This window comes from Colwellia sp. Arc7-D (assembly GCF_003061515.1).
In the GTDB taxonomy this organism is placed as follows: domain Bacteria; phylum Pseudomonadota; class Gammaproteobacteria; order Enterobacterales; family Alteromonadaceae; genus Cognaticolwellia.
Window position 1 is genome coordinate 3,977,503 of the sequence record NZ_CP028924.1, and the last position, 22,262, is coordinate 3,999,764.

The window sequence follows — 22,262 nt, forward strand, 5'->3', positions numbered from 1 at the left end:
CATTGTTATGTGGGTTTTTTATAAACTATTTAATAACATCAACTCTTTAGGGTGAGGCTTCATATAATAAGAGTCGGTAATATAGTCGTTTGGAAAGCGTCTAAAATGATGGCGTAATAATGTTATCGGCACAATAAGTGGCAACAAACCATTGCGGTATTGGTCAATAATATCAACCAATTCAGTTTTGTCATCAGCACTAATAAAGTTTTTCAAATAGCCTTGTAGGTGATGTAAGGTATTTACGTGACCCTTCCGGCTCGCTCTTAATTTGAGTAATGTCATCATTTTGGTTAAGTATTGCGGCAATACTTCGCTCGGATCTTCAGCATGAGCTTGCGCTAGCCAATGCCCCAATTCTTTAGCCATAGCTTGGTTATGGCTCATAAAAATATACTTATGCTGGGCATGAAAGCGGTTCAGTGTTTGTAATGAAAGTCCTTCTAAAGCTAGCTTTTGCCAACGCGCATAAATAAACACTCGTTGAATAAAGTTTTCACGTAATATCGCATCACCTAACCGGCCTTCTTCTTCAACTGGTAAATTTGGATAGTTTTCCATTAGCTTTTGAGCGTAGATGCCAACGCCAATTCGATCAGGCATATCACCTTTGTATAGGCGCACGCGCTCCATACCACAACTGGGTGAATCTTTTTTCAAGATATAACCGCTCAGGTTTTGCTGCCATGTTTTTTGTTCTTCAGCACAATCTTTAAGTCGATCCGTTACATCTAAATCAGGATTTTTTGAGCCAACGCAATGTACCTTATCATCTAGCAAAACCAAACGGATGGTTTCACGAGGAATACCTAAGCCTATTTCCACTTCTGGACAAAACGGAATAAAATCGAAATATTCACTTAAGGTATTATTTATATAAGAGTTATTTTTATGACCCGAGTCAAATCGTACTTTATGGCCCAATAAGCAACTACTGATGCCAATTGATATTTTGTTATCCATATTCGTTCCCTTTAACTAAGTTTTTATTTTTTATATAATTTCAGTATAACTAAAAGCCTAATTAAGTTAATCATTTAAATGATATTGCTACTCACAAAAATTTACTCAACAATGAAATAGCTAATAAAGACAATGCTGGAACAGCAATCCAAAGACACTAATGACGCTCAAGGAATGGGGTTTACATGTAACTAGAATAGATAAAGCCCAATAAATACTGGGCTTTATCTAGATACTTTAATAAAACAACGTTGAAAGGTTATTTTTCAAAGTAAAACTTAGCACGCTTATTATCGTAGTTACCCACTTCATTCATGGTTTCAGCATTATACAAACGGCCGTTAACCATCGTATAAACAACACGGTCAGATAAACGAATATCTTTGCTGACATCGCCATCTACCACTAAAATATCGGCAAGTTTACCCACTTTAAGCGAACCTAATTGGCTATCTAAACCTAAGGTATGTGCTGGTGCAATGGTTGCAGTTCGAATAGCATTTAATGGTGTCATACCACCTTGTGCCATCATCCACATTTCCCAGTGCATTGCTAAACCTTCACGTTGACCATGGCCGCCAGCGTTAACCACAACACCTAAATCTTGTAGCTCTTTGGCAACTTTTGCCACATTAATGTGATTGTAATGATGATGAGGCGCTTTAGTACGACGCATTGAGCGCGGATCTAAAAACTCACTAGGTACATACTTACTCAAACGTGGGTGTTTCCAGACATCAGTAGTGTCATACCAGAAATGTTCTCCTGAAATACCACCGTATGCTACACCCATAGTTGGCGTGTAGGCCATTTCAGATTGCGACCATAATTGCTTAATATCGTCATAAATTTTCGCAGTAGAAATAGAGTGTTCTAAGGTTGTATGACCATCAATAATCATCGATAAGTTATGCTGCAGTAATGAACCACCTTCAGGTACAACTAGAATTTCAGCCTCACGTGCTGCTTGGATCATTTGTTGACGTTGATTACGACGAGGTTGATTATAACTTTTAACACTAAACACACCGGCTTTTTTCAAACGTTCAATATGAAATTTAGCATCATCCAAACTATCAACATGTGAAGTATATCCAGCAGCGGTTGCACCGTATAAAATACTACCAGTAGAAAATAAGCGTGGGCCTACAATATCGCCTGCTTTTTGCATTTCACTAGCAGCAAAAAACTCAGTGGTGTCGTTCGACGGATCGTGAACCGTTGTTACACCTAAGGCTAAACCCGCATAGTTTTTCCAGTTTTGTTGAGGAATAATTTCATCGCTACCTTGTGGACCATGTGCATGTGCATCAATTAAGCCTGGCATAATCGATTTGCCTGTAACATCAATCACTTTCGCATTTGAAGGAATATCTACTTCGCCATTTTTACCGACAGCAATAATTTTATTACCTTCGACAACCACAACGCCATTTTCGATAATTTGCTCACCTTCCATTGTGATGACTTTACCACCAACAAAAGCAACACGTCCCGAAGGTTTATCCGCCTTTTCTTTAAAGCCTAAATAAGTTTTAACCGGTGCAGGTGTTGACGACGTTTTTGCCTGTTCATCAGTGTTTTCAGCATCGCTACTCGCAAGCTCTGTTTTGTTTTTTATATCAAATAAACCACCAACATTTGCTTGGTATAGGTCAGGACCTAAACTCCAATACAATTGATTAGATGTACCATTCCAGTTTATGCCTTCGCCAGCACGTACAGACAATTGCTCAACCGGTAAGTTTTGCGCTTTTGGACCAATATCAATCACTTGGCCACGTTCAACAAATGGCGTTACAAACACTTTAAAGCGTTCAGCAAAAGCTAAGTACTTACCATCTGGTGAAACTTTATATTCGGTGGCAAACTTACCTTGATAGATAGCCTGTTCCTTCTCAGCACCTAAAGTCGAATCTAAACTTACTTTGAACAACTGAGGTGTTTCACCGTTGCGTAAAACATAAATACGATCGTTTTTAGCGCCAAAATGTGGCAACACGCCTGATTCAGTAATTAATTTAGGCGTACCTTTTTTAATATTAACTGTGTATACACCTGGATTTAAGCCCCATGTTGGGTCAGTAATATATCCGCCAGAAACTTTGCGAAATACCACGTTTTTTCCATCAGGCGAAAAGCTAGGCTCTACATACTTACCAGGCTCCTCGGTTAACACACGACCTTTACCGCCACGTGATGAAACGATGCGAATGTCGCCAAGTTTTTTATCGTTCCACGTGCTGTAAACAATTGATCTGCCATCACGTGAAAAACTAGGGTTTAATTCAAAATGCGATTTTTGTTTTGTTAAGCGTTTAGCTTTTCCTTTGACTTTTCCATCAGCAATGCCACGAACATAAACATGTCCCATTGATTCATAAACCACCTTGCTGCCATCAGGTGATATTTCAACATCACGTAACATTTTCACGTCAAAATTGTCTTGATCAATATCTTGTTGAAAGCGTAATGCCGTTTGGATTTTTTTCTCGGTTTTTACGTGAAAAGGAATAACGGTTGTTTTCTTACTTTTAAGGTCGAGTTTGTTAATTTCTCCACCTGACCAAAACACCATACCCGCACTATTTGGCAACCAAGCCATATTTGGATAAACACCGTGTATCGCCCACGTTTCTTGCATATCACGGTCTAGGTTTTCAAAAATAAGACTTTCTTTACCGCTTTTTAAGTCGTATAGGTACAAGTTAGATTGGAAATCATCGCGGCTAATATAGGCTAAGTATTTACCATCAGGTGAAGGTACAGGGCGTATTGCTCCACCTTTGCCTGAAATAACCACTTTAATCTCGCCTGATTCAAGATCTAAGCGCTTAATTTTATAAATGCCTTTCTCAGAATCTTTACTGTAATGAAAGGTTTTCCCCGGTGTCGCATCTTGTGAGAAGTACACGTATTTACCGTCATGAGAAAATGCAGGTTCACCTAAATCTTTCTGCTCATTCGGACGTTTTGTTAACATAACGCCGTTACCACCAGTTTTGTGGTACATCCAAACTTCGCCAGCCCCTAAAGAACGCGATCCTGTAAAATGTTTACGACCAACAATATAATTGCCGTCAGGTGACCAAGCAGGACTATTTAATAAGCGGAAAGTTTCCGAGCTAACTGCTTTACCAGCACTACCATCTGCTTTCATAATCCATAAATTATCACCACCATCTTCATCAGAAGTAAAAGCAATGTGTTGACCATCTGGACTAAAGCGCGGTTGCATTTGCCAAGCAATATCGGTCATTAACGCTGTAGCTTCACCACCTTCAATGGGTAAGGTGTAAATGTCGCCAAGTAAATCAAATGCTAACGTTTTTCCGTCAGGGCTAATATCAACATTCATCCAAGTACCTTGGCGAACATCAATATTGGCGGTGGTAAATTTGCCTTGCGGACTATTAACTAACCATTTTTCAGCTTTGGCCTTTTCGGGTGTTTTTGCTGTATTTTCTTCAGCAAAAGCTTGATGAGTTACACCTGTTACCAGGGCAATGCTAAGTGCAAGTGAAGTAATACGAGTAGTAAATCTAGACATATATTTAACCTAATCAGCTATATAAATTATTGTTATAACCTTACTACAACACATCATTCTTAAAAACTTAAGTCGAATGCGACAAATAGTCGCTATTTACCGTTCAACACCCGTTACATAGACCTAAGTTAATCGCTATTACTATGTCGATGTTATGCAGAAAAAATAGACAATTTTTATATTTTTCAGTATGGTAGATAAACGCTATAACTGTTCTCAACTTCCTGCTATTTGCATGTTAAAAAGTAGCGGTTATATAACAATAAAAACAAGGACTGATTTTTATGAAAAGACTAGAAGAAGCACAAGCAAACTTAATTACCACCTACGCCCTCTACAATGCTGCTAGTGAAAAAAAGTTGCCCAAAATTGACCCAAACGATACAGAAACACTCAAAATTTTATTAGAAGTTATTCAAAATCGTGAAGCTATAGCCTATGTGCAAAAAATAAAGAAAAGCATCCCCACTGAAGTGACTGAACTTAAAAGGTTATTGGCTGATGTGATGTTATTGCTTGATGGAGTAGATATTAAAATTCTAAAAGCAAAAGGCAAAGCTACAGCAAACGCTGAATAATGCCCTGCTAAGTTAAACCTTTACGTAAAGCTCGTTACTTTAAAGACTTAATTTAGCATTATAAATTTATAACAATATAGCTAAAGCTAACTACGCAGGCCTATTAATATCAATTGAATACAATAGGTCTGTAATACTCATTTCAATAAAATTCATAACAGCTTAGTAAGCCTGCCAGGCAAATCTGGTATGCGCTTTATTTACTTACTTTATTTACTCTGTTTGGCTGACTGATAACCCCAGCGCGGCATAATTGACTGCTCAATATTTAAATGGTCGAGCATTCGGCCCACCATAAAATCAATCAGGTCATTTATCGACTCAGGCTGATGATAAAAACCAGGACAGGCAGGCATAATGGTTACGCCCATTTGTGATAACGACAACATGTTTTGTAAATGTATGGTTGAAAAAGGCGTTTCACGCGGCACTAAAATTAATTGCCCGCGTTCTTTAATCACGACATCAGCAGCGCGCTCAATCAGGTTGTCACTCATACCTTGGCTAATGGCAGCAAGTGTGCCGGTAGAACAAGGACAAACCACCATAGTTTTTGGCGCAGCAGAGCCTGAGGCTACCGGAGAAAACCACTGTTCTTTACCAAAAACAATAATTTGCTCAGGCTTCGCATTAAATCTTTCAGTAAAAAACTGACTAGCAGCATCGGGCGAACTTGGTAGTTTTAAACCAACTTCAGTATCAAAAACCACACGAGCAGCACTTGAGCACAGTAAATACACTTGATAGTTTGCCGCGACTAAACATTCTAATAATCGCAACGCATAAGCCGAGCCTGAAGCCCCAGTGATCGCTAAGGTTATTTTCTGATTAAATTCACTACTATTATTAATTGTGGTTGCTTTATTTTGCACACATGCACCTTAAGGGTAACGTTAATTAACTGTATCTATACTCAATACATGAATGAATTGATCACTCATGAATCTTTATTTTATTGGTTATTATAACTGAGAAAGCGCGGATAACAGTTTTTCATGAATACCGCCAAAACCGCCATTGCTCATCACGACTAACGTATCACCTTTTGTGGTTTTTGCCACAATATCGCTCACCATTTGATCAATATTTTCACCAATAAAACAAGGTTGCTTACAATCAGCAATTAATGCCTCAACCGACCATTGTACTTGCTCGCCTTGATAAACAAAGACCATATCCGCATCAGCCAGTGAGTTTGCTAGCGTGTCTTTATGCACACCTGATTTCATGGTATTTGATCTTGGCTCTAAAATCGCGATGACACGCTTATGACCAACATTTGCCCGTAAACCTGCCAGCGTTTTAGAAATAGCCGTAGGATGATGAGCAAAATCGTCAAACACTCTTACCTGATTCACTTCACCTTTAAGCTCCAATCGGCGCTTGGTGTTAACAAAACTAGCGAGTGCTTCAATAGCTACAGCGGTTGTCACGCCCGCATGACGCGCCGCTGCAATAGCCATTAAACCATTGTCGATATTAAAGTCGCCAATAAGTGCCCACTTAACTTGCCCTTGCTTTACACCTTCAAAGCTCACAATAAACTCACTGCCATCAGCGATACATTTTTCAGCATGCCAACCAGAGGATTTATGTGCTTCGTCAACACTAAATTCAGTAGGTGTCCAACACCCCATGGCTAATGTTTCAGTAATAGCTAACTCATTTTTAGGTGACAACACTAAACCATTACTCGGCACCATACGAATAAGATGATGAAATTGACGCTGAATATCGCTGATATCATTAAAAATATCGGCATGGTCAAATTCCATGTTATTAATTACTAAAGTATTGGGGCGGTAATGCACAAACTTAGAACGCTTATCAAAAAATGCCGTGTCGTATTCATCAGCTTCAATAACAAAAAAAGGCGCATTACCTAAGCGAGCAGAACAATCAAAGTTTTGCGGCACACCACCAATCAAAAAACCCGGCTCCATACCTGCATATTGCAGTATCCAAGTGAGCATCGAACTAGTTGTAGTTTTGCCGTGCGTACCTGAAACAGCCAGTACCCAACGATCTTTCAACACATTATCTAATAACCATTGTGGTCCAGAGGTATATGCAATTTTTCGATCGAGTACATATTCAACCATAGGATTACCGCGCGACATAGCGTTACCCACAATCACTAAGTCGGGTTCATCCGCTAGGTGTTCAACTAAATACCCTGATTTTAATTCAATACCCAGTTGTTCAAGTTGAGTGCTCATTGGCGGATAAACATTGGCGTCGCAGCCTGAAACGCGAAAACCCATTTGTTTAGCAATGGCGGCAATACCGCCCATAAAAGTACCGCAAATGCCTAATATATGAAGATGCATAAAAGCCCATTTTGTTAGCTCTAACACAACGTATGCTAGTTCGAGCTAAGGTTTAAATCACAATGGGCTCAATATACCTTAATCTAGCAAAAATACATATTGCAAAATCAATGCATTTTGCCCACTATCAAGAGGATTATTACTTACCGAAATATGAAGGGCTTACTTGTCATTATTAAGTTCATTGGTATCACCCTAATTAGTTGTAGAGAGAATTAATGAGCCAAGCTATTCTGCAAAATATCTATGTTTATCCTATTAAGTCTAGCGCGGGTATTGAGTTATCAAACAGCTGGGTTGAAGAGCACGGTTTAGCCTTTGACCGTCGTTTTGTGGTTGCAAGCGAGCAAGGTGAATTTTTCACCGCACGCACGCAGCCAAGTTTGTGTTTAATTCAGGCGAATTTAACCTCAACGGGTATTATTATTACTGCGCCTGACATGCCAACCTTGTTGATTGACTATCGCCAGCTTAGCCAACATTATGTTGCCGTGAATATTTGGCAAGACACCATTAATGCTCAACAATGTCGTGATAATATTAATCAATGGTTTAGTCGCTACCTCAATCAACCTTGCCAGTTACTTTTTTTTGGCGCTGACTCTCAGCGTTTTGTTAAAAATAAAAGCAGTCAAGTAGGCTTTGCAGACGGCTACCCTTTATTGCTGATTTCACAAGCATCGCTTGATAGCTTAAATGGTCAATATAAGCGCAACACCAACCCTATTTCCATGGCACAATTTAGACCTAATATCGTGGTGAATAACTGTGACGCATTTGCTGAAGATACGTGGCAACATATTCGTATTGGCGAAGTAGAGTTTGAAATAACTAAACCTTGCACCCGTTGTATTTTTACCACCATTAATCCTGAAACTGCTGAAAAGCATGCCCAGCAAGAGCCTTTAAAAACGCTAAAACACTACCGTCAGTTGGCTAATGGCGATATTTTATTTGGGCAAAACTTAGTTGCGCTTAATCAGGGTCAGATTAAATGTAGTGATAAAGTTGAAGTGTTAAACACTCAAGCAAGCCCGATATTCAACATTAAAAACAAACTAACGAACAATTCCTCAGATAAAGAGGCGACGACCTCAGCCAACCAGGAGACTAACTTGAGCGTAAAAACAAGCAAACCGGTACTAACATTTAGTAGTTTTAATAAAACTATTACGGGCAATAACATTCAAACATTGCTTGAACAAGGTGAAGACGCTGGCTTAATACTACCGTATTCATGTCGGGCCGGTATGTGCGGTAGTTGTAAAGTAAAACTAGAACAAGGTGAAGTAGATCAAATATGTCAAGATGGTTTGTCCGACGAAGAGCAACAGCAAGGTTATGTATTAAGTTGCAGTTGTACACCACTTACCGATGTTGTTATTAGTCATCCACAACGACAACGTCGTCACATAAGTGAAGATTAAAGAAGGCATAAGCAATGAAGTTAAACTGTGATTTAGGTGAGTTTAAAGAGAACAACGATGCCGATATTATGCCATTGATTGATATGGCAAATATCGCTTGTGGTTTTCATGGTTCTAATCCACTGACGATTAAAAAAACCATTAAACTTGCCAAGCAATATAACGTAATCATTGGCGCTCACCCCAGTTATCCCGATATAGAAAACTTTGGCCGAAAGACCATGCAATTATCGAATAGTGAATTAATCGCTAATGTGCAATATCAAATAGGGGCTTTGCAAGCACTTTGCTCGGTCGAAAATGCCCAGCTTGATTATGTTAAACCACATGGCGCACTCTATAACGACATGATGAAAAACACCGTTTTATTTGAAGATATTTGTTTCGCTATATCACAGTTAAATCAAAGCCGAAATAAACCCTTATCACTGATGATACAAGCGGTAAGTGACAGCGAGAAATTTGATCACATAGCAAAAAAACATCATATTGCGCTCTATTATGAAGCCTTTGCTGATCGCGCCTATTTAGATAACGGTTTGTTAGTGCCTCGCACTGAAACTGGCGCGGTTTTAAGTGATAATCACGCAGTTGTTAAACGCTGCCAAGCACTACTTAATCATCAGCCTTTACTCAGTGTTAGCCAAAAACCTCTACAATTTCACATTGATGCTTTATGTGTTCATGGTGATACGCCCAATGCTTTGGCTATGATTAAAGCTTTGCGATCAACCATTGATACACAAACAGTCGCCAAAGGCTAAGTATGACTAAAGTGAATCACCTACAAAATAGCCACAGCGAATACGACAGCGATAACAAGGCTATTGCCTTTGAAATAGTCGCCGAAAACGCTTTATTACTGAGTTGGCAAGCCAAAATATCACTAACACAACACAACCAAATTATCGCATTGCAAAAAGTTCTTGTGCAGAAATTAGACGCGTTGATCATAGAAACCGTGGCGAGTTATCATTGTTTAATGGTTTATTTCAACCCACTATTAACTGACAGCTCGCAACTTATTAACAAAATTCAAACCATTATTAAAGATCATCTCATTAGTGAAGACCATGATAATAGTGGTGAGCTAAAAGATAACAATACAAACTGCATCAACATTCCGGTTTACTATGACATTGACCAACAGTGGGATTTAGCTGAGGTAGCGCAACGTTGCAATATGTCGATGGATGACGTTATTAAACAACATAGCGCTAATATCTACCATGGGTTTGCTCTGGGTTTTACCCCCGGTTTTTGTTATTTAGCGAGCTTACCTCAAACTTTACATTTACCGCGAAAATCCTCTCCTCGTTTGAAAGTACCACAAGGTGCGGTTGCTATTGCTGAACAGCAAAGTGCAATTTATCCGATAGAGAGCCCTGGCGGCTGGCACATTATTGGCCAAACGCCGCTGCCTATGTATGAAAGTAAAAATGGCCAATTTAATGCCACCATAAACGTTGGACAAAATGTAAAATTTTATGCCATCACTAAAGCTGAATTTATAGCGCTACAAAAAGGTGTAAAAGCATGAGCCAAAATCACCTTGAAATAATCAGTATTAATGGTCAGGCAAGCATTCAAGATCTTGGTCGACTTAATGCACAGCACTTAGGGTTTAGTGCTAGCGGTGCCGCCGATGAATTCGCATTTTTAAGTGCGAATAAAATCATTGCCGAAGCATTATCAGCCAATGGCATTAAAGTAAAAAACGAAAATAAACAAAGCCACTGTGCCGCAATAGAAATTACTCTTGGACAAGTAAGCTTTGAAGCCAAATCAGCCTGTACATTGGCGATAACCGGTGCGGACTGCCAAGCTAAAATAAATAATGTACAAATTACTCACTGGCAATGCTATCTATTGCAAGCTGGCGACATTCTTGATTTGGCTATGCCCAAAACCGGTTTGTATACTTATATAGCGGTATTCGGTGGTTTTACCTGCCAAGAAGCACAACAACCTTGGTTAGGGAGCTTTTCTCAAACCATCAATGAAATGGCCTTAGGTTTTACCGCTAAAAAGTTAACAATGAGCAGTAAGTTGTTCTTTCCAGCACAAAGTAAGTTATTAACTCAGTCTGCAGTAAAAACAACTAAAGCCTTAGCCGCAAACAAGCCAACTAAAGCGCCGACTCAATTTTACGCACATAAAAATCTCACTTTACGCATTATGCCCAGTAAGTTATTTTCTCAAATGAGCCATAAGCAACAACAACAATTTTTAAACACTAAATATCATATTTCACCTGATAGTAACCGCATGGGGTATCGGCTTAGTGTAGCGCATTCACCAACATCACCCGCTAACTCAGCTAACGAAAAAATTCTTTCAGAGCCGTTACGTAACCGTTGTTTATTATCAATGCCTGTAACTTTTGGCATGGTGCAGTTTCCTGACAACGAACAACCCATCATATTAATGAAAGAGCGACAAACCATGGGCGGCTATCCAGTACTTGGCACCGTAATGCAAACAGATTTATTTCGATTAAGCCAAATGCGTCCGGGCGAAAAAGTATCTTTCACTGTTATTAGCAACCAACAAGCTCAGCAACAATTAAAAGCATTTTACCAAAAGTTCTGCCTTTAATTTCTTATGAATACCTAAATCAAGACCTTAAATAGAGCGGTTACGGGCAAAACTAAGCTAAAGGTAGAATGGCTTCCAATAAAAGATTAGAATAACGCCCGTTTACGATTCAGTTTTACGCAGGTATTTTTTTGTTATTAATGATCGACAATTACGACTCTTTTACGTTTAACTTAGTACATTATTTTCAGGCACTAGGGCAAGATGTCAAAGTTTGTCGAAATGATGAAATCAGCTTAGCTGAAATTGAGTCATTGGCACCACAATATATTGTGATTTCACCTGGCCCTTGTGATCCAAATGCGGCGGGTTTGTCACTGGCAATCATCGAAAAATTTAAAGGCCGCATTGCCATACTAGGTGTTTGCTTAGGTCATCAATGTATTGCCCAGCACTTTGGTGCTAAAGTTATTAAAGCAAATAAAGTAATGCATGGAAAAACTAGTCTCATCAGTCATAATGAACAAGGGTTATTTAGCGCGCTAAAACAGCCATTAACAGTTACTCGATATCATTCCTTAATTGTTGATAAACATTCTTTACCTGATGTGCTAGAAATAACCGCTTGGGTAACTGAAAACAATCAACAAGAAATAATGGCTTTGCGACACAAAACATTAGCTATTGCGAGTGTGCAATTTCATCCAGAATCGGTGTTAACAGAGCAAGGTCATCAATTATTGCAAAATTTTATTGACCAATACGCGGATCAAATAGATGATAAAATTTCGCCTAATGATATACACCAATAGGTCGATAACTTAACTAACCTTCGAATTTTTAGATTATTCACAAAAACTAACAATGAAGTTCTGATGCAAATATTTGAAAATAACAAATTAGTTCTCCCTATCTACAGTCGCGTACTAAGCCTTGCGATAAGTAAAGATTTTGCCAATCAAAAAAACGGTAAAATTAATATGACTAAGCATCAAAACAGTGAGCAATTTAATCGCCGACGTGAGTTGCTAGCAGTAGAAGAAGAAACCAACAAAAACAAAATTATTCAAGCACACGGTGCAGAACACTTTAAAGCACAAGTTAAAAATAAATTTTTTAAGCGTGTTAATACTCAAGTCAACAAAGTGTTCGATAACAAAGAAAATCTCTACACGAACGTGCTAAAAATTGAAGATGCCGCCCCTTCAATCATGGAAATATTAGCGGTAAAAGCAGCCAGTATTAATCGCATCACGCCATTAGCTAAATCACTCCCTTGGCTTTGTAACGACTTAATTAATTTAGTCAACAAACCTCAATATCGAAAACGCTCAGACATACAGGTTACTGAGCCGAGCTTAGCCTTAAGCTATGTCGGGTTAGACAACCTAAAATTGGTTATGCCTACATTTATGCTAAAGCATTGGTTGCCAACAAGCACATCTCCTTACCCATTAATGAAACGCAAATTATGGAACGATAGCCTATCTATTGCGCTTGCTTCTCAGCGATTAGCGAAAGAAGAAGGCTTAGATGAATTCACCGCGTTTACCGCAGGCATGCTTAGCAATTTAGGTTTATTAGCCGTAACACGCGGATTTTTAGATACTTACAGCGAGCTTTACAATAAAGATTTACGTGCTTCATACGAGAATAAAGATAAAAAGCTACATGATATATTGCAAACACTTGATACCGCACCAGATTTATTGCTTGAACAATTACTCGAGCGCAGCAGTAAAGTAGCGGCTGATATGGTCGAGCTTATGCGCTTTGATCGCTTACAAATTACTGAGCCTTTATTTGATCTTGCTTACGCGACAGAAACTAAGAACATGTGTCCAATTGCAAAATTAGTTACCAAAGCCAAAGCCTATGTTGCGTTTAGAAGCTTGGCAAAAGAAGACCTTATTAGTGCTGAAGAAGCCAAAACTTTATTAATGGCTGGTCGACTGACAAAAACTGATATTGCCTTATTAAAGAAAAGTGATATCGATCACATCAAACTCATTTTTAATTAATATTTGTTTCACTATCAGCTCATTATTAATAACTATTTATTGTTAATATAAGGCGCTATCTCCTTTATTCTGCCGCTGTTTATCAAATATCAGCGATTAAAGTTACCAAAAATGCTCAAATCGAAAAATTATTTTTGATTAATTATGAAACACGATAAGTAATTACAGATCAGCTTAGGTGACATATAACGCTAATAACTAGCCACAGAGTGTAAAAACACAGCAAATATAGTTATGCAGTAAAAATGAATAAAAACGGAGCATCCTTTATTTTACAAGGGCTTCAGCGCACTTTGACAAGACACTGTCTGTTTTTTCTGTCATAATCCGTGCCTATTTTAATTTGTTGTGCATTTAAATAATGCATCACTCGTTAATGCATTTAGTTTTGCTAGCATTGGCTATTACAAAGCTATTACACAATTATTGATTACATATCCTAAATATATAAGGAATTTACAATGTCTAACCACTTCCCAGTAAATCGTGAGTTATTTGATGATGTTATGGTGCCAAACTATTCACCATCTGCTGTTATACCTGTTCGCGGTCTAGGTTCGCGTGTTTGGGATCAACAAGATCGTGAGTTTATCGATTTTGCCGGTGGTATTGCCGTTAACTGTTTAGGACATTGTCACCCAGCTTTAGTTGGCGCATTAACAGAACAAGCTAATAAAATTTGGCATTTATCAAACGTGATGACCAACGAGCCGGCATTACGTTTAGCAAAAAAATTAACGGATAATACTTTTGCTGATAAAGTTTACTTTGCTAACTCAGGCGCTGAAGCAAACGAAGGCGCTTTAAAGCTAGCGCGTCGTTGGGCACTTGAAAACTATGGCGTTGAAAAATCTCAAATCATTGCATTTAAACAAGGTTTCCACGGTCGTACATTCTTCACCGTTACTGTAGGTGGTCAAGCGGCTTATTCTGATGGTTTTGGTCCTAAGCCTGGTGATATAGATCACGCTGAATACAACAACCTAGACAGCTTAAAAGCGCTTATGTCTGACAAAACTTGTGCCGTTGTAATGGAGCCACTTCAAGGCGAAGGCGGTATCGTTTCACCTACGGATGAATTTGCCAAAGGTGTTCGTGAACTTTGTAACCAACATAACGCACTACTAGTATTTGATGAAGTTCAAACAGGCGTAGGTCGTTTAGGCGAATTATATGCTTACATGGGCTTAGGTGTTACACCTGATATTTTAACCACGGCTAAAGCACTAGGCGGCGGATTTCCAATCGGCGCGATGATCACAACAACAGATATCGCCAAACACCTTAAAGTTGGCACACACGGTAGTACATACGGTGGTAACCCATTAGCTTGTGCTGTTGCAGAAGCCGCATTTGATACCGTAAATACTCCAGAAGTATTAAACGGTGTTAAAGCCAAAGCTAAGCTTTATGTTGCAGGTTTAAATGCCATTAACGCAAAATATAATGTCTTTAGTGAAATTCGTGGTAAAGGTTTATTAATTGGTGCTGTCTTAACTGACGCATACCAAGGCAGAGCAAAAGAGTTTTTAAATGCCGCGATGGACGAAGGCGTAATGACACTTGTTGCCGGTGCTAACATTATACGCTTTGCACCTTCATTAGTTATTCCTGATGAAGATATTGCTGAAGGTTTAGTACGTTTTGAAAAAGCAGTAGCTAAATTAACTAAGTAAGTTACCCATTATTATAGCGCTCAAATATTATGATCAACAATAGTATTTGAGCGTCTCATTGAGAGTTTTCTATGATTATAATACGCCCTATTCAAAGTAGTGATTATGATGCACTGCATCGTATTGCTGTGGAGTCAGGACACGGTTTTACATCACTGCCGGTCAACGAAAATCTACTGAAAAAACGTATTGCTCACGCTGAGGTTTCTTTCAAAAGCACAGTTACTGAACCCGGTAATGAAGGTTACCTGTTTGTGATGGAAGATACCAAAACAGGTGCTGTTGTCGGCACCAGTGGTATTGAAGCGGCTGTTGGTTTGGATGATGCATTTTATCATTACCACTTAGGTAAAGTTGTGCATAGCTCTCGTGAGCTTAATATATACAATACTGTTGAAACATTATCGTTATGTAATGACTACACAGGTGCCTCTGAAATTTGCACTTTATTTTTGAGTGAAAGTCATCGTAAGAATCGTAACGGGCGTTTTTTATCACGTTTTCGCTTTCTATTTATGGCAGAGCATACCGAACGTTTTTCAGAAACAGTTATCGCAGAAATGCGTGGGGTTTCAGACGAAGATGGTGCTTCACCATTTTGGAAATGGCTAGAAGAGCACTTTTTCTCGCTCGACTTCCCTACGGCTGACTATCTAACAGGTATTGGTAAAAAAGAATTTATCGCTGAATTAATGCCTAAATACCCAATTTACGTCAACTTGTTAAGCCCAGAAGCACAACGAGTTATTAACAAGGTACATCCAAAAACTGTACCGGCGTTAAGATTACTCGAAGCTGAAGGTTTCTCACGTCGTGGCTATGTTGATATTTTTGATGCCGGCCCCAACGGTAGAAACACAAACAGCATCAGTTAAAACAGTACGTGAGAGCAAAAAGTGTCAAGTTATCATTGGCGAAGTTGCAAAAGACAATAAATATATCATTTGTAATGACAAGGTTGCAGATTTTAGAGCAACTCAAGCCCCGATATTACTGCGTGATACCGCTAATCAAGTGGTGATAACACAAGCAGTTGCCGAGGCATTAATGGTTAACGAAGGAGACTGGGTGCGCCTAGTTTCAAACTAACCATAAACATTACTCATAATTACACTCATGAGCGCTATACGCACAGAGGAAATAAACATGTCACACAATATACAACTTATTAATGGTCAATGGACAGCAGGTTTAGGCCATGAAATTTTTTCAAAAAACCCAGCTAAAAATCAAGTAATTTGGCAAGGTAAAACAGCCTCTCCAGCACAAGTTGGCGAAGCAGTTATGGCAGCGCGCGCAGCCTTTGAAACATGGTCTAACACGCCGATTGAAGATCGTATTGCGATTGCGGTTAAATTTGCTGAGCTATTAACTGAACACAAAGAAGCATTTGCTACCACTATTGCACTTGAAACCGGCAAACCACTTTGGGAAACTCGTACAGAAGTGGGCGCTATGGTCGGTAAAATAGCAATATCTGTTCGCGCAAACGAAGAGCGTACTGGCACTGTTGAAAACCCGATGCCAGGTGCTAAAGCATTTATTCGTCATAAGCCTCATGGTGTTGTTGCCGTTTACGGCCCTTATAATTTCCCTGGTCATTTACCAAACGGTCATATTGTTCCTGCACTTATTGCTGGCAATACCGTGGTATTCAAGCCAAGCGAATTAACGCCTATGGTTGCTGAAGAAACCTTAAAACTCTGGTTAAAAGCTGGCTTACCTGCTGGCGTTATCAATATGGTTCAAGGTGAAGTTGAAACGGGTAAAGCATTGGCAAACCATCCACAAATTGACGGTTTGTTCTTTACGGGCAGCTCAACAACAGGTCACTTTTTACACGAACAATTTGGTGGTCAACCGGGTAAAATTTTAGCACTTGAAATGGGCGGTAATAACCCATTAGTGATCAAAGATGTCAGTGATATAGATGCCGTAGTACACGACATTTTACAATCGGCATTTATTACGACAGGTCAACGTTGTACTTGTGCTCGCCGCTTGTTCATTGAAGTAGGCCCACAAGGCGATGCTATATTAGCTAAACTTGTTGCTAGTACACAAGCCATCAAAATTGGCTACTTTGACGATGAAGACCAACCATTTATTGGTTCAATGATTTCTGAAAAAGCCGCATTAGGTTTAGTTGCAGCACAACAACAACTACTCGACCTTGGCGCTGAATCAATTGTTATGATGAAACACCTTGAAGAAGGTACAGGTTTTATCTCTCCGGGTATTATTGATGTAACAAATATTACTGAAATGCCTGATGATGAACACTTTGGTCCATTATTAAAAGTTTACCGTTATACTGATTTTGACGCGGCGATCGATGAAGCAAATAATACTTCATTCGGCTTATCGGCTGGCTTATTAAGTGATAGCGAAGACTTATACAATCACTTCTTCCGTCGTATTCGTGCTGGCATTGTAAACTGGAACAAGCCGATTACTGGCGCTAGTAGTGCTGCACCGTTTGGTGGTATTGGCGCGAGTGGTAACCACAGAGCAAGTGCATTTTATGCCGCTGATTACTGTGCTTACCCTGTAGCATCAGTTGAAGCGGAAAAAGTATCATTACCCGCTGCGTTAAGCCCTGGTTTAACCATTAAATAACCAGTAAAAACGCATCGAAATGAAACATTACTGCCCATTAAAAAAAGCTGGGATCCGTCCCAGCTTTTTCAAAAATATCGATCAAATATAGCCACCAGTTCTGAGTGGTTGTTCAACTTGCTGTCCCAAATATATCTTCAATGCATCATTGAAAGATTGACTAAATAGCCTTACATATCACTCAGCCTGCATGGGATATTGACACTCATTTTATTTAAGTATTTAGGAAATTGACATGACACCGGTTAAAGATTTATTTAACAACATTTGGCAAAACTATTTAGAAGTTACTCCGTCGGCAGGTAAAGTACATCAACTTTTAAGCAACGGGGACGACCTGATCAACGATCACGTTGCTTACCGCACCTTTAATATTGCGAAAGTTAATATCGAAAAAATTTCAGCACATTTACTTAACTTAGGCTACACAGAAGGTGGCGAATACCACTTCGAAGCTAAAAAGTTATATGCTAAGCACTTTGAGCATGCCGATACAAGTTTACCTAAAGTATTTATTAGTGAGCTATTAGTAGAAGAATTTTCTCCACGTGTTCAAGAAATCATCAAAAAAATGGTTGCTGGTATAGACCAAGCAGATATCAATGTTGATAGTTTTTTATACTCAGGTACACACTGGAAAGTTAGTCATCAAGAGTATTTAGATTTACTCAGCGAAAGTGAATATGCCGCTTGGGTTGCTGCATGGGGCTACCGCGCAAACCACTTTACGGTTAGCATAAATCATTTAGCCAATTACGACTCTATTGAAGCGGTTAATGACGCCGTTAAAGTCGGTGGTTTTAAGCTCAACACTACAGGTGGTGAGATCAAAGGTGATGAAGCAGTTAAACTTGAGCAATCTTCAACGATGGCTGACCACGTAATGGTTGAATTTTCAGATAAAACAGTAGCTATTCCAAGCTGCTTTTATGAATTTGCCAAACGCTACCCAATGGCAAGCGGTGAACTATACACAGGTTTTGTTGCAGCTTCTGCTGACAAAATTTTTGAGAGCACCAACGCTGCATAATGGTTTAATTTTTCAGGACACCTATACTTTGCTAAGATTAGGTGTCAATTTTCACTTACCTATATGAGATACTATGTTTAAAACATTCACTTATATTTCAGTTTTGTATTAATGATTTACCTTAAAGTATAGTAAGAATAAAATATGATAGAAACGAAAATGATTACTGACACTGAGGGCTATATTCATATTATTGAATATTTAACCGCTCATTTAAGCTTATTCGAAAACAGCACAAATATTAATAATAACACTAGCTCAGTGTTAGAAGTTATTGAACTTGAAATGGGTGCGCAAATTATTGCTTTATGCAGTCAAAACCCAGACTTAACCTTTGAGCAACGAAATACCATCATTCGAGAAATTGATGTTATAGTTTATGACTTACAAGAAATTTTATCTGGTGTGATCAACAAACCAGTAACTAATGAGCAGTCTGTATTTATAAAAGAATTTGCTATTCTCATTAAAAATTTATTTGATACTGAAATTAACAAGCAGCTTATACTATAGTCATTCTTTTGCACTGAATAAACTGTCGACGACCTTATTCCTATTATCACAAGTAGCCTTATGTTAGCTGAATTACCTCAAAATCATTTATGTACCGTTACCTTATTAGGTAATTTAGTAAACAAGCCTGACATTCGTTATCAAGCCAATCCCGTTGTAGCTTTTGCAGAATTTACCTTAGCTACCCATAGTCGGTGGTTTGATAAAGCCAATAATAAATTTAAAGAGTGGACGAGTTACCATACGGTAAAAGTCATCGGTGACATTGTTGAACGTGCACTTATTCACGCCGATAAGGGTGATATTATTTTAGTGCAAGGTTACTTAATTAATAGTAAAAAAAATAATCGTGAAATTATTCACGCAACCTATGCCCAAACATTTCCAAAAGGTTATGCTCAATCCATAAACCAAATTCATTATAGTGGTAATATAATATCTGATATTAACGTACTCACTACTGAGCACAATAAAGAGCTAACAGAAGTAATTGTAGAGTCTGAGCAACAAATATTTTCAGCGATAACTCACAAATATCATACGGTGACAATACAGCGACCAATACATGTTTGGGGCAAACAAGCACTTTACTTGGCCGAGCATGGAAAAATAAATGATCAAATAGTAGTTGACGGGAAATTAAGCTATCTTAATAATAAGAATAAAAATCAATTCATAGATGCCCAACAAGCTGTTTTAATTGCTAAAGATTAAACAATAGCTGCCTATGATAAATCATCAAGGGATGTACTATATTTATGCAAAAAGGCAGCGGGTTTAAGCAGGGTACATTAGGCTTTCTTTTCATAATACTGGCTATTGTTAATCTCACCGCCAATGCTGAAGTACAAACAATAAATGAATTGGAATTATCAACAATAGCAAATCTTGATAAGGCGGCATTAAATAATGACCAATGGCAAACCGTACTACCCGTTCTAGGTGATGAGGATCATTATTTCATCGCAACACAAGCGGGAAAAATTTATCAAATACATAATAACCAAGTATCTTCCTCTGCATTTTTCGATCTAAAGTTAGCGCTTAAAAACCCTAATATTGTAGCTTTAACCGCAATTACCTTAGACCCCAACTTCCATTATCGCGATCGAGATGGCTACCACACTTTTTACACCGCTCATACTGAGGCAAGTAAACCATCAACCGCGAAGTTAGCCCCTATTAACGCTGAAGTTAATTCGCTTTACGATACTGTTTTAGTTCGCTGGAAAGTAGACAACTTTCGAACAAAACCTCTGGTACGTCAACAATATGAAGTTATGCGAATTGCCATTATGGAAGTTGATGAACCCATTAAACAACTTAGTTTCAATCCTTATATTGAACCTTGGCATGATGATTTTGGTTTACTTTTTATTGCGCTTGCCCGTAATGAAACGTTGAAAAACGAAGCGCTTTACGCAGGGTCTATATTGCGGATAAAACCTGAAAAATACGGTTTACAAAAATATACGGTTCCAACTAATAACCCTTTCTCAAAAACAGCTGACATTCAAAATGAAATTATATTCATTGCAGGACAGAAAACTGAGCATTTTGACTGGATAAAGCAAAGTGCGTATAGGTTGCTTGTACAGTTTAACCAACCTGACTCAAGTTTGCTTATTGAAGCTAAAATAGGTGAAGACTGGCGTGAAGCTATTCCACAAGAAAAGATAAAAAAGCACTTGCCTATATTGGATACAAAGCACAAAACGTTACTTTATCAAGGCAGAGATTTAAAAAAGTTGTGGGGGAAAGTCCTGCATTTGCAAGAGAAAGAAAATGACTGGCAGTTGCAAGCATTAACCATAAATTCGACTGATGATGCGGGAAACACGCCTAAGATTTCGCATAAGCTCATCAACTATAATACCAATAAACAATCCAAATTCAGTTTACACCAAAAACATAATGGCGAACTACTACTGCTTGAGCATAGTCAACAACGTTTATATAGCATTAAAAAGCCTACTGCAGTTGTTAATAACGTAGGTAAAAAGCAAGATTTACCGAGTAGTTCAAATAGCCAAAGTATCTTGCTGATACTATTCTGCTTTGTGTTCATTTTAACAGGCACATATTGGTATGTCAGAAGCACAAACACTAAGAAACAAGGTTTTTTCCAACAACAATGGGCTAACTTTGAAATCGATATGGAAACTAAATCAATATCGCTTTATAAACGACATAACAAGAGCCCTGAAAAGAACTTAACAATATCGTCATTGATATGCAGTGAAATATTATTAAACGATGAGGTTATTTCAACCATCAGTGCCGATACAACACAAGCTTTCTCAAACGAATTAGAAAGCTTAGTCTTAGCGGCATTTGGTAGTGAACACCGTATAAAAATGATTAATGACAAACACAGAAAAATTCAATTGTGTTTAACCGACGATCAAAAACAGCACTATATGATATGTCTTTATTATCGCGTAGGAAATATTCGCCATACCAAGCTAAAATATCAACAAGTAATTGATAAAGCTATCGATTGGCAATGGCTATTGGCTCAGCATATCAACCCAACACTAACCACTAAACGCAAAATAAAAGTTAAGCCGATACCTGAAAAGGTTGTTTCGCCTAGTGAAAACAAGTCAGTTTCCGTAAAAGCTATAGAACGTGAAGTTTTTGAAGATAACTCAACAGAAGCGACCCAAGATATTGATTTATCGATAAACAGTCTTATTGATAGTACTCATGAGGCACCTAGTACAACTAAAAGCTCAATCGACGCTACTGAAGAAAATACACTTGTTGCAGACTTAGACAAACTCGTGATGATGAAAAAACAAGGTTATTTATCTGAAACTGAATTCAATGCTGCGAAAGCAAAAGTTTTAAAGCATCTAGCTAACGATTAAGTCGACATGATCATTTCAGCACAAGGTAGTTTAGCTGTTTATTTTTTAAAACATTGACAGAAAAATTAACATTTAATTATTATCGAAATATTGTGTGCGACAATAGGGCACTAATTTCTGGTCATTAAAATAACTTAAATTGAA

17 protein-coding genes and 1 pseudogene are annotated in these 22,262 nt (G+C 38.3%); 14 read left to right on the forward strand and 4 right to left on the reverse strand.

What is annotated here, in order from left to right:
• Positions 1 to 18 precede the first annotated feature (18 nt).
• Together DBO93_RS17265 and DBO93_RS17270 are read right to left on the reverse strand one after the other, a co-directional pair.
• Positions 19 to 963: a DUF523 and DUF1722 domain-containing protein gene (locus DBO93_RS17265; protein ID WP_108457434.1), complete on the reverse strand. Its 945-nt coding sequence runs from the start codon at positions 961 to 963 to the stop codon at positions 19 to 21.
• A gap of 259 nt (positions 964 to 1,222) precedes the next feature.
• Complete coding sequence (locus DBO93_RS17270; RefSeq protein ID WP_108457435.1) at positions 1,223 to 4,513, reverse strand: amidohydrolase family protein; 3,291 nt, start codon at positions 4,511 to 4,513, stop codon at positions 1,223 to 1,225.
• Positions 4,514 to 4,797: 284 nt separating this feature from the next.
• Between DBO93_RS17270 and DBO93_RS17275 the strand changes: the two genes are divergently transcribed.
• Complete coding sequence (locus tag DBO93_RS17275; RefSeq protein ID WP_108457436.1) at positions 4,798 to 5,091, forward strand: hypothetical protein; 294 nt, start codon at positions 4,798 to 4,800, stop codon at positions 5,089 to 5,091.
• A 209-nt stretch (positions 5,092 to 5,300) separates the two neighbouring features.
• Here DBO93_RS17275 and DBO93_RS17280 read toward each other — a convergent pair whose 3' ends face one another.
• Entirely contained in the window at positions 5,301 to 5,963 is a 663-nt protein-coding gene (locus DBO93_RS17280) for a flavin prenyltransferase UbiX (RefSeq protein WP_239059033.1), read from the reverse strand.
• 90 nt (positions 5,964 to 6,053) lie between these two features.
• A complete protein-coding gene (gene mpl / locus DBO93_RS17285; protein WP_108457913.1) occupies positions 6,054 to 7,421 on the reverse strand; it encodes a UDP-N-acetylmuramate:L-alanyl-gamma-D-glutamyl-meso-diaminopimelate ligase in 1,368 nt (455 codons plus the stop codon).
• 218 nt (positions 7,422 to 7,639) lie between these two features.
• Here mpl and DBO93_RS17290 point away from each other — a divergent pair, with 218 nt between their 5' ends.
• The 13 genes and pseudogenes from DBO93_RS17290 (at position 7,640) to DBO93_RS17350 (ending at position 22,118) form a co-directional block, all read left to right on the forward strand.
• Positions 7,640 to 8,848: a YcbX family protein gene (locus DBO93_RS17290; RefSeq protein WP_108457437.1), complete on the forward strand. Its 1,209-nt coding sequence runs from the start codon at positions 7,640 to 7,642 to the stop codon at positions 8,846 to 8,848.
• 14 nt (positions 8,849 to 8,862) lie between these two features.
• Positions 8,863 to 9,612 (forward strand): 5-oxoprolinase subunit PxpA, encoded by a 750-nt coding sequence (locus tag DBO93_RS17295; protein WP_108457438.1) that lies wholly within the window; start codon positions 8,863 to 8,865, stop codon positions 9,610 to 9,612.
• A gap of 2 nt (positions 9,613 to 9,614) precedes the next feature.
• Positions 9,615 to 10,388, forward strand: coding sequence for a 5-oxoprolinase subunit PxpB (gene pxpB / locus DBO93_RS17300; protein WP_108457439.1), 774 nt, complete (start codon positions 9,615 to 9,617; stop codon positions 10,386 to 10,388).
• Positions 10,385 to 11,446 carry a hypothetical protein gene (locus DBO93_RS17305; RefSeq protein ID WP_108457440.1) on the forward strand — a complete coding sequence of 354 codons (1,062 nt, stop codon included), beginning with the start codon at positions 10,385 to 10,387 and terminating at the stop codon, positions 11,444 to 11,446. Before pxpB ends, DBO93_RS17305 begins: the two co-directional genes overlap by 4 nt.
• 131 nt (positions 11,447 to 11,577) lie before the next feature.
• A complete protein-coding gene (locus DBO93_RS17310) occupies positions 11,578 to 12,198 on the forward strand; it encodes an aminodeoxychorismate/anthranilate synthase component II (protein ID WP_108457441.1) in 621 nt (206 codons plus the stop codon).
• A 63-nt stretch (positions 12,199 to 12,261) separates the two neighbouring features.
• Complete coding sequence (locus DBO93_RS17315) at positions 12,262 to 13,407, forward strand: HDOD domain-containing protein (RefSeq protein WP_108457442.1); 1,146 nt, start codon at positions 12,262 to 12,264, stop codon at positions 13,405 to 13,407.
• A gap of 461 nt (positions 13,408 to 13,868) precedes the next feature.
• Positions 13,869 to 15,083: an aspartate aminotransferase family protein gene (locus DBO93_RS17320; RefSeq protein WP_108457443.1), complete on the forward strand. Its 1,215-nt coding sequence runs from the start codon at positions 13,869 to 13,871 to the stop codon at positions 15,081 to 15,083.
• Positions 15,084 to 15,154: 71 nt separating this feature from the next.
• Positions 15,155 to 16,172: pseudogene (gene astA / locus DBO93_RS17325) on the forward strand (arginine N-succinyltransferase).
• Between the two features lie 57 nt (positions 16,173 to 16,229).
• Positions 16,230 to 17,702, forward strand: coding sequence for a succinylglutamate-semialdehyde dehydrogenase (gene astD, locus DBO93_RS17330; RefSeq protein WP_108457444.1), 1,473 nt, complete (start codon positions 16,230 to 16,232; stop codon positions 17,700 to 17,702).
• Positions 17,703 to 17,937: 235 nt separating this feature from the next.
• Positions 17,938 to 18,732 (forward strand): DUF1338 domain-containing protein, encoded by a 795-nt coding sequence (locus DBO93_RS17335; protein WP_108457445.1) that lies wholly within the window; start codon positions 17,938 to 17,940, stop codon positions 18,730 to 18,732.
• 144 nt (positions 18,733 to 18,876) lie between these two features.
• Entirely contained in the window at positions 18,877 to 19,245 is a 369-nt protein-coding gene (locus DBO93_RS17340; RefSeq protein WP_310733241.1) for a DUF3802 family protein, read from the forward strand.
• Between the two features lie 60 nt (positions 19,246 to 19,305).
• Positions 19,306 to 19,959 carry a single-stranded DNA-binding protein gene (locus DBO93_RS17345; RefSeq protein ID WP_108457446.1) on the forward strand — a complete coding sequence of 218 codons (654 nt, stop codon included), beginning with the start codon at positions 19,306 to 19,308 and terminating at the stop codon, positions 19,957 to 19,959.
• A 44-nt stretch (positions 19,960 to 20,003) separates the two neighbouring features.
• On the forward strand, positions 20,004 to 22,118 hold the full coding sequence (locus DBO93_RS17350) for a hypothetical protein (protein ID WP_108457447.1): 2,115 nt from the start codon (positions 20,004 to 20,006) through the stop codon (positions 22,116 to 22,118).
• Positions 22,119 to 22,262 lie beyond the last annotated feature (144 nt).

What these genes read in the sequence shown, in the direction of transcription:
- mpl (WP_108457913.1), bottom strand. Translation starts at nt 7,421, where the DNA reads ATGCATCTTCATATATTAGGCATTTGCGGTACTTTTATGGGCGGTATT.
- DBO93_RS17340 (WP_310733241.1), top strand. Translation starts at nt 18,877, where the DNA reads ATGATAGAAACGAAAATGATTACTGACACTGAGGGCTATATTCATATT.
- DBO93_RS17320 (WP_108457443.1), top strand. Translation starts at nt 13,869, where the DNA reads ATGTCTAACCACTTCCCAGTAAATCGTGAGTTATTTGATGATGTTATG.
- DBO93_RS17335 (WP_108457445.1), top strand. Translation starts at nt 17,938, where the DNA reads ATGACACCGGTTAAAGATTTATTTAACAACATTTGGCAAAACTATTTA.
- DBO93_RS17265 (WP_108457434.1), bottom strand. Translation starts at nt 963, where the DNA reads ATGGATAACAAAATATCAATTGGCATCAGTAGTTGCTTATTGGGCCAT.
- DBO93_RS17350 (WP_108457447.1), top strand. Translation starts at nt 20,004, where the DNA reads ATGCAAAAAGGCAGCGGGTTTAAGCAGGGTACATTAGGCTTTCTTTTC.
- astD (WP_108457444.1), top strand. Translation starts at nt 16,230, where the DNA reads ATGTCACACAATATACAACTTATTAATGGTCAATGGACAGCAGGTTTA.
- DBO93_RS17315 (WP_108457442.1), top strand. Translation starts at nt 12,262, where the DNA reads ATGCAAATATTTGAAAATAACAAATTAGTTCTCCCTATCTACAGTCGC.
- DBO93_RS17305 (WP_108457440.1), top strand. Translation starts at nt 10,385, where the DNA reads ATGAGCCAAAATCACCTTGAAATAATCAGTATTAATGGTCAGGCAAGC.
- DBO93_RS17295 (WP_108457438.1), top strand. Translation starts at nt 8,863, where the DNA reads ATGAAGTTAAACTGTGATTTAGGTGAGTTTAAAGAGAACAACGATGCC.
- DBO93_RS17290 (WP_108457437.1), top strand. Translation starts at nt 7,640, where the DNA reads ATGAGCCAAGCTATTCTGCAAAATATCTATGTTTATCCTATTAAGTCT.
- pxpB (WP_108457439.1), top strand. Translation starts at nt 9,615, where the DNA reads ATGACTAAAGTGAATCACCTACAAAATAGCCACAGCGAATACGACAGC.
- DBO93_RS17345 (WP_108457446.1), top strand. Translation starts at nt 19,306, where the DNA reads ATGTTAGCTGAATTACCTCAAAATCATTTATGTACCGTTACCTTATTA.
- DBO93_RS17275 (WP_108457436.1), top strand. Translation starts at nt 4,798, where the DNA reads ATGAAAAGACTAGAAGAAGCACAAGCAAACTTAATTACCACCTACGCC.
- DBO93_RS17270 (WP_108457435.1), bottom strand. Translation starts at nt 4,513, where the DNA reads ATGTCTAGATTTACTACTCGTATTACTTCACTTGCACTTAGCATTGCC.